Origin of the sequence: Streptomyces glaucescens (assembly GCF_002154375.1) — a bacterium.
GTDB lineage: Bacteria > Actinomycetota > Actinomycetes > Streptomycetales > Streptomycetaceae > Streptomyces > Streptomyces glaucescens.
The window spans coordinates 1-7,347 of sequence record NZ_MUND01000857.1; the positions used below are offsets into that span (position 1 = coordinate 1).

The 7,347-nt window shown below is 66.5% G+C and carries 3 protein-coding genes and 3 pseudogenes; 5 read left to right on the forward strand and 1 reads right to left on the reverse strand.

The window, feature by feature from the left end:
• Positions 1-74 precede the first annotated feature (74 nt).
• Positions 75-1,008 (forward strand): annotated as a pseudogene (locus tag CCN42_RS38430) (IS5 family transposase).
• Between the two features lie 366 nt (positions 1,009-1,374).
• Here CCN42_RS38430 and CCN42_RS38435 read toward each other — a convergent pair.
• A pseudogene (locus tag CCN42_RS38435) lies at positions 1,375-1,673 on the reverse strand (transposase); the annotation flags it as partial.
• Positions 1,674-2,078: 405 nt separating this feature from the next.
• On the opposite strand from CCN42_RS38435, the gene CCN42_RS38440 reads away from it, so the two are divergent.
• The 4 genes and pseudogenes from CCN42_RS38440 to CCN42_RS38455 all read left to right on the forward strand — a co-directional run.
• Positions 2,079-2,720, forward strand: coding sequence for an RNA polymerase sigma factor (locus CCN42_RS38440; protein WP_086741856.1), 642 nt, complete (start codon positions 2,079-2,081; stop codon positions 2,718-2,720).
• On the forward strand, positions 2,717-3,718 hold the full coding sequence (locus CCN42_RS38445; RefSeq protein ID WP_086741857.1) for a CU044_5270 family protein: 1,002 nt from the start codon (positions 2,717-2,719) through the stop codon (positions 3,716-3,718). Before CCN42_RS38440 ends, CCN42_RS38445 begins: the two co-directional genes overlap by 4 nt.
• Positions 3,719-3,896: 178 nt before the next feature.
• The gene (locus CCN42_RS38450; RefSeq protein ID WP_158102195.1) at positions 3,897-4,571 is read left to right on the forward strand and encodes a peptidase inhibitor family I36 protein; all 675 of its coding nucleotides are present in this window, start codon (positions 3,897-3,899) and stop codon (positions 4,569-4,571) included.
• A gap of 290 nt (positions 4,572-4,861) precedes the next feature.
• Positions 4,862-7,347 (forward strand): annotated as a pseudogene (locus tag CCN42_RS38455) (hypothetical protein); the annotation flags it as partial.

The window sequence follows — 7,347 nt, forward strand, 5'->3', positions numbered from 1 at the left end:
CGTAACGAAGTACTACTAGGCGCTGTTTCTCGGATCTCCAGACGAGGATGGGGAGTTGGGGTCACGCTGGCTGTATGGGCCGTGGTGATCTGACGAATGCGGAGTGGGATCGGCTGAAGTCGTTCTTACCTCCTGGCGGTGCGCGTGGGGGCCGGTGGAGCGATCACCGTCGGGTGATCAACGGTGTGCTCTACCGAGTGCGAACGGGTGTGCAGTGGCGGGACCTGCCGGAGCGGTTCGGCCCCTGGGAGACGGTTTACAAGCGGCATCGTCGCTGGTCGGCGGATGGCACGTGGAAGATGCTGCTGTCGCGCATCCAGGCAGCTGAGGATGCCGCGGGCGGGATCGACTGGGACGTGTCGGTGGACTCGACCGCGGTGCGGGCCCACCAGCACGCCGCAGGCGCGAGGAAGGCACCACCCGCCGCGCAACCTCAAAAGGGGACCGGCCGGGGGACGAACCAGGTCGATCCGGTGCTGCGGAAACTGGCCGTCCGGCTGGAGGAGGTGGTCAGATCGGCGAGTGCCTGGGACGTTCCCGCGGCGGATTCACCACCAAGCTCCACCTTGTCGCCGACGGACGATGCAGACCCCTCGCGTTCGTCCTGACGCCCGGACACTACGGTGACGGACCCCAGTTGGAGCGTGTACTGGAGCAGATATCGGTGTCCCGTCCCGGAGTCGGAAGGCCTCGAACCCGACCTGACCGCGTCCTGGCAGACAAGGCCTACACATCCCGCAGCAACCGCCGCTACCTGCGACGACGCGGAATCCCGCACACCATCCCGGAACGTCTCGACCAGCAAAAGACGCCGGCAGAACCGAGGTTTCTCGAGGCGGCTGGCCCACCGGGTTCGACCGTGAGCGCTACAAGAAGCGCAACACCGTCGAACGTGCCATTAACCGACTGAAGGGCTTCCGCGCCGTTGCCACATGCTACGAAAAGCGTGCCTACGTCTACCTCGGAACCGTCACCCTCGCGGCCCTCATGGTCTGGCTCCGCACATGATCCGAGAAACATCGCCTAGCAGCAGCGGCGACTCCAGGACGCCGGGCGGCGCCGACTCGCTGCCGGGCAGTCGCGCCGGCCCCGCTCGCGGCAGAACCGGATCGGCATTGCGGCCGCGCGCCGCGACGCCCGCGCCCTGTCCCGGCTGCGGCACTCCAGTGCCTGGCTGTGGTGACGATGCCGGACACCGTCCACCGAGTGGACTCCACCGAGTGGATTCCACTCTGGTGCGCACCCGGTGCGCGCACCGGCACCCCCTCCTCCAGGTGCGGCCGGGTTCGCGCGTGACCCCTTGTCCAGGTCTGCTACCCGGACGTGCGCCCCCTTGTCCACCTCTGGTCGTGTCCCTTCTCGTGGTGTAGCCGATCATCCGGCGGTCGTGTTGGTGGTGTTGGGTAGTGCGGGGGCGCTTTCGGGGCGCTCGGCGGGGTAGAGCTGGTCCATGCTTCCCTCGGGCAGGTAGCGGCGGGGGAAGGCGATCCATTGAGCACGGCGGTGACCAGCCGCAGGAGCGCGTCATCGTTGGGGAAGACCTGGACGACGTCGGTGCGGCGCTTGATCTCTCGGTTGATCCGCTCCAGCGGGTTGGTGGACTGGATCTTCTTCCAGTGTCGTTCCGGGAAGTCGGCGAAGGCGGTCAGATCGTCCTTCGCCTCCGGGAGCATCGCTTTGCCGGTCTGACACCCGGGGCCGCCCGGTGACGGCCCGCGATATCAGCGGAGCGAGCAACTCCCACTCGGCAACGAGGGCGGGCCCACGGGAAGGGGGTAGTCAAGGTGCACATCGGCTACTGCCGCCGCAACCACGAACCAACAGCGCGATGGTTGACCAGTGCGACCAAGACGACGAAGCCCGCCAGGCTGTGCGGTTACACCAGCAGCATCGGTTACTGCTTCGCCCAGGACCAGGTCTTGCCCTGGCCGCTGCCCGCGGAGCCTCCGAGTCGGGACGCAGGTCGGCGCGTATTGGCACGGTTCTGCACGGACGCCGTACTGGAGGCCGCTCCAGCCGGATTTGGCCTGCGGCGTTGAAGAAGTGGAACCAATGCGGTTGTGCGGACACTTGTTGCTGTGGACTTCCTATTGCATGAACGGGTCCGGTCTGGTGACCGGACGGCGTTCGCCGAGATCTTTGACGAGCATGCGCGCGTCGTGTATGCCCATGCGGTCAGGACGACGGGGGATTGGGCCCTCGCCGAGGACGTCATGTCCCTTACCTTTCTGGAGGCCTGGCGGCTGCGCGACAAGCTGCACGGGGAAGTCAGAAGCGTCCGGGCGTGGCTGTTGGGCATCGCGACCAACGTGATGCGCAACATCGCTCGGGCGGCACGCCGGCACCGGGATGCGATGTCCCGTCTACCACCGCCGGAAGCGTTGCCCGACTTCTCGGACGCGGTCGTTGGCCAGATGGTCGACGCTGAGCGGCTGGCCGCTGCTGCCCGAGCATTGCAACGTCTGAAGAGGAACGAGCGCGAGGTTTTCGCCCTGGTCGTCTGGTCCGATCTGGGCTACGCCGCGGCCGCTGAGGCGTTAGGGATCCCGGTAGGCACCGTACGTTCCCGGCTCTCCCGGGCGAGAGAGAAGCTGCGCCGGCTCGTCGAGGAGGAGCTTGCACCAGATCCGCATGGTGTGGAACCGCGGACTGACAGCGGACACATATCGCAGAGGGAGGGGACCTCAGCCCGCCCGTCCCACCGGAGGAGTGCACGATGAGCCTGGAACAGCGTGAACAGTCCGAGCGTGAGCAGGCGAGCCGGGTGCTGCCCCCGACTCCCTATCCGGAGCCGCCAGCCGGACGCGTGGAAGCCCGCCGTGAGCACTTCCTGACCGAGATCGACCAGCAGACGCGATCATGCTCCGACCGTCGGGCGCCGCGGTCGAGAGAGCGCTGGAGGCTGGTAGTGGGCGCAGCAATGGCCGCCGGAGCGGCCGTTGTCGTTCTCACTGCCGACTTCGGCTCGTCTGACCCTGCGCTGAACACGCCACCGGCTTCGGCGGCGTCGGTCGAACTGCTGGAGAAAGCGGCATTGGCCGCCGCTACGACGCCGCAGACGAAGGTGCGCACTGGCCAGTACTCGTACGTCAAGACGGTCGGTCACACGTCGGCGCTCTCCGAGACCAAGGCCGGCGAGATGCAACTGCTACGCGAGAGCGGGGCCATGGAACAGTGGACCTCGGTCGACGGCAGTGAGCGGACCCTGCAGCGCAAGGACGGCAGCGACAGCCTGCTGCCGGAAACTCCTGGCCGAGGCAGTCTGAACGCACCGACCTACGACTTTCTGGCTGCCTTGCCGACCGACCCTGACGCGCTGCTGGAACAGATCCGCGACGACGCCCGGAAGAATCACGGAGCCGGTTCCGGCTCCACGACGGGACCGGACCAGGAAGCCTTCGTAACGATCGGCGACCTGCTGCGCAGCGGGGTGACTCCCCCCGATACCGCTGCCTCCCTCTACCGGGCTGCTGCGCTTATTCCTGGAGTCGACGTCGTCCCCGACGTCGTCGACGCGGCAGGCCGGAAGGGAATCGCCGTCGCCCGAACACACGAGGGTGAACGCACTGAGTGGATCTTCGACAAGAGCACGGCCCGACTGCTGGGGGAGCGTACAGTCCTCGTGGAGGACAACGCCTGGGGCGAAGCCGGCACCGTCGTCACCTCCGTCGCCATCACCAACAGCGGCATCGTCGACGAAGCCGGGCGAACTCCCTGAGTCCGCACGACTCTGCAACGCAGCGCAGTACACCGGTTACAGCGAGCATGCAAGGTCGAACATCCGGACGAGTATGATCGGGAATTCGACATCCTCGATCGCACCCGCACTCAAGTCTCGCAGCATGCTGTGGGATCCCTGTGATGCACCAACACACAACCATCGCAGGAGTAACAGTATGCGCCGTGCAGGCATCCTCGTCCCGGTCGTTGCCGCCCTCTGTGCCTTAGCCATGAGCGGGACGACCGCGACTGCAGCACCTGAGCCCACCGCCATACCTGAGGTCGGGCTCGCCACGCCGGCCGCAGAAGCTGCGCTGCAGCAGCAGCTCGCTGAGACCAAGCCGGTGATCGCCACCTACAACGGCAAGGAGATCAACCTGGCCGACGGCTGGCAAGGGGCGCAGGCCTGTTCTGAAGTGCCGACCGGTGAGGTCTACTGCTTCGACACCGCCGAAGAAGCAGATCAGGCACTGGCTGAGATCGCCCCCGCAGTGACGAGAGGTACCAGCGGTAGCGTGGCGTCAGCGCAGGCCAGCGGCGAGTTCGGTCCCATGGCTTACACCGACTGCTATCAGGGGTGGGTCTGCCTGTGGGAGCACTCGGACTTCACAGGTCGTCGACTCCAATGGTCCGCCAGTGGGACGAAGCAGCTTGGTGACTGGGACTTCCGGGACAAGGCCAGCTCGGGCTGCGTGACCCGCTATCAGGGCGGTGTGTTGGCCTACGACGCCCGAACGGGCCTGCCTGACCCGTACATGACCCTGGCAGCCCGCTACTGCTACAACTTCTCCACCGCCAGCTACCCGACCGGTGGCACCTTCAACGACAAGGTCGATTACATCACCATGTGACCCGCCAAAGGGCGAAGTCGCCTCGCACTCACACGCCCTGCTCGAGGGTGCCTGAGAGGTAAGTGTTCGGGCTGCTTCAAGCTGCGGCCCAACACTCCCGGTCGGCCTCAGCGTTCCAGTTCCCTGAGGCCAACGGTGCCACCGCCGGGGCCGCCCTTCTGCGGTGGGCGCGGGCAGTCCTCGCCGATGCGCTTCATCACGTTCGAGCCGACCGCCGCAGCCTTTCAGTCCTGTGAAGACCGAGTCGGCTCGCCCTCTTGCAGCCTGCAACCCACCACTGGAGTAGGTAGTTGAGAGTCCACAGATTAGCTCGTGGGATCGCTGGCCTGGCGGCCACCGCGGTCTTGACCGGGCTCGTACACGTAGCGCCGGCGGTCGCAGATACCAGCCCTCCCGGCTCGAAACCGACGCCGAAACCATCCGTCAATCCGTCGTCCGAGCCGCCGACGCGTGTGCCGGATCCTGGTCACAACCTCGGCAAGAGCTGGAAGACCTCAGCGGACCGGGCCGTGACCACCGCGGCGGACAGCGGAGGCCTGAAGGTCCTCGTAGCGGACAGCAAGGACGCTTACCAGTGGCACACTGTCGCCACCCTGGCGGAACCCGGCATGCCGGCGGACTCCTGGATTGGCAATTCCTGCGTCATCGACCGTGATCATGCTGCGGTCGTGTATGCCCCGCGCACGTTCACGAACGAGCCGGATCTGATGCAGGGCGGGGCGTTCACCGCGGTCGTCGACCTGAAGTCGGGCCAGGTGACGAAACTGCCCTTCACCGCCTCGTTGGCGTATTTCACCCCCTCCTGCAACCCCGAGACCCGGACGGCCGCGTTCACCGCGTTCCGCGACAGCAAGACCCGGCTCATCACGGTCGACACCAGCGGAAAGATGACCACCGACACCACGGTCACTGGTCAAATCACCTCCGCCGTCCCCACGAAGGACGGTCTCGTCGCAGCGCACGGCCGTCATCTGGTGCACGTCGACCCCGGGAACAAAAATATCCGGAGGCTCACTGCCGCGAAGGGTGTGCCGTTCGACATTCGCCCCACCCGCACGGGAATCGCCTTCCTGGACCGCAGCGGCGGCACGGCCCGTGCCAAGCTGTGGAACGGCCGGGGCACGCCGTCGACGCTCGCATCGGGCAAGCTAGGAGACCTGGCCCTCGAACAGGGCAGTGAAGGCCGGGCGTTCCTCACCGGGAACACGACGGACTCGAAGCTTTCAGGTACCGCGGTGACGCGCCTGGACGTTCGGGCGGATGCGGATGTGTCCAGCCACGGCCGACTGGCCATCGACCCCGTGCTCATGCCCGGCGTGCGTGCGGGCCTGGACCGGATCGGGAACGCGGGCAAGGGCTTCACCAGGGCCGAACCCTCGTCCCGGTCGCACACGACCCAGGACTCCACGGACGGGGATCCCACGGCGCCCACCATCACCAGTGTTGCGACGGTAACCGGCGAGAAGATCACCCAAAAGGTTGCCGACACCACCAGCGACACGGGTAAGGAGTCCTTCTCTCCGGCCCTGCTCACAGCCGGGAAGAGCGGGCGGACGGCACAGGCGGCGGCTGACCCGCACAATCCGGTCGACACGGACCGGTGGTGCTCCATCCCCCGCAACGACGTCAAGGCGCTCGCCCTCCAGCCGACCCCGAACCAGGTCGAGTGGGCCGTCAACATGGCGATTCGCGGCGAACTGCGCTCCAAATGGATCACGCAGGGAGGCTGGCGCTCCCAGTTGGGTCTGGTCTCCGTCGACCCGCAAGGGCTCTTCCCGGCCCCTGCTCTGAAGGGTGGCGGGCGTATCCCCGCCCAAGTGCTGCTGGGCGTGCTCGCCCAGGAATCGAACCTGTGGCAGGCCGAAGGCGGCGCCATCCCGGGCCAGATGGGCAACCCGCAAGCGGCGATCGCGGGGTTCTACGGGCACAAGGGGGAGACGTCTGAAGCGTACTGGAGGATCAACTGGAACCTGTCCGACTGCGGCTACGGAGTCGGACAGGTCACCGACGGCATGCGCCTCGCCGGCTTAGAAAAACCCGGCGAAACGTCCCTGCCTCCGACGAAGCAGAAGGCCGTGGCCCTGGACTACGCGGTCAACATCGCCGCCTCTATGTACATTCTCGCCGACAAGTGGAACCAGGTGCACACCGCCGGGCAGACCATCACCGTCAATAACGACGACCCGTCAAAGCCGGAGAACTGGTTCGCCGCACTGTGGAACTACAACCTCGGCTTCAACGAGAACAAGGGCGACGGCAAGCCCTGGGGCCTGGGCTGGTACAACAACCCAGCCAACCCCTTTTACCCGCCCTCACGGCACCCCTTCATGACCGACCCGCGGGACGCCGCCAAGCCCCAGAACTGGCCCTACCAGGAGAAGGTGATGGGCTGGGCCGCCTGGTCCATGGACACCGGCTACTCCTACTCCAGCGACGGGCGTCAGGACTGGCCCGGCGAGTCCGGCTTCTCCAGCGCCGGATTCCGCCCCGCCTGGTGGGTCAACCCGGGCCAGCGCGACCGGGTCAAGCCACCATTGGACGCGTTCTGCAACACCACCAACAACTGCGACGCCGCCAACCCACCGGACTGCCCCGACGCCGCGTGCTACGAGAAGTACTGGTGGCGCGGCTCGAACGTGACGTGGAAGCCGAACTGCGCCACCGACTGCGGCAATGAGAGCATCAAGTACGTCACGTTGCGCACGGAACCGGGCCGCGGTCACCGGCTGAAGTACGGCACGCCGACGTGCGGCGCTGCTCCGGCCGGAGCACTGAT

What these genes read in the sequence shown, in the direction of transcription:
- CCN42_RS38445 (WP_086741857.1), top strand. Translation starts at nt 2,717, where the DNA reads ATGAGCCTGGAACAGCGTGAACAGTCCGAGCGTGAGCAGGCGAGCCGG.
- CCN42_RS38450 (WP_158102195.1), top strand. Translation starts at nt 3,897, where the DNA reads ATGCGCCGTGCAGGCATCCTCGTCCCGGTCGTTGCCGCCCTCTGTGCC.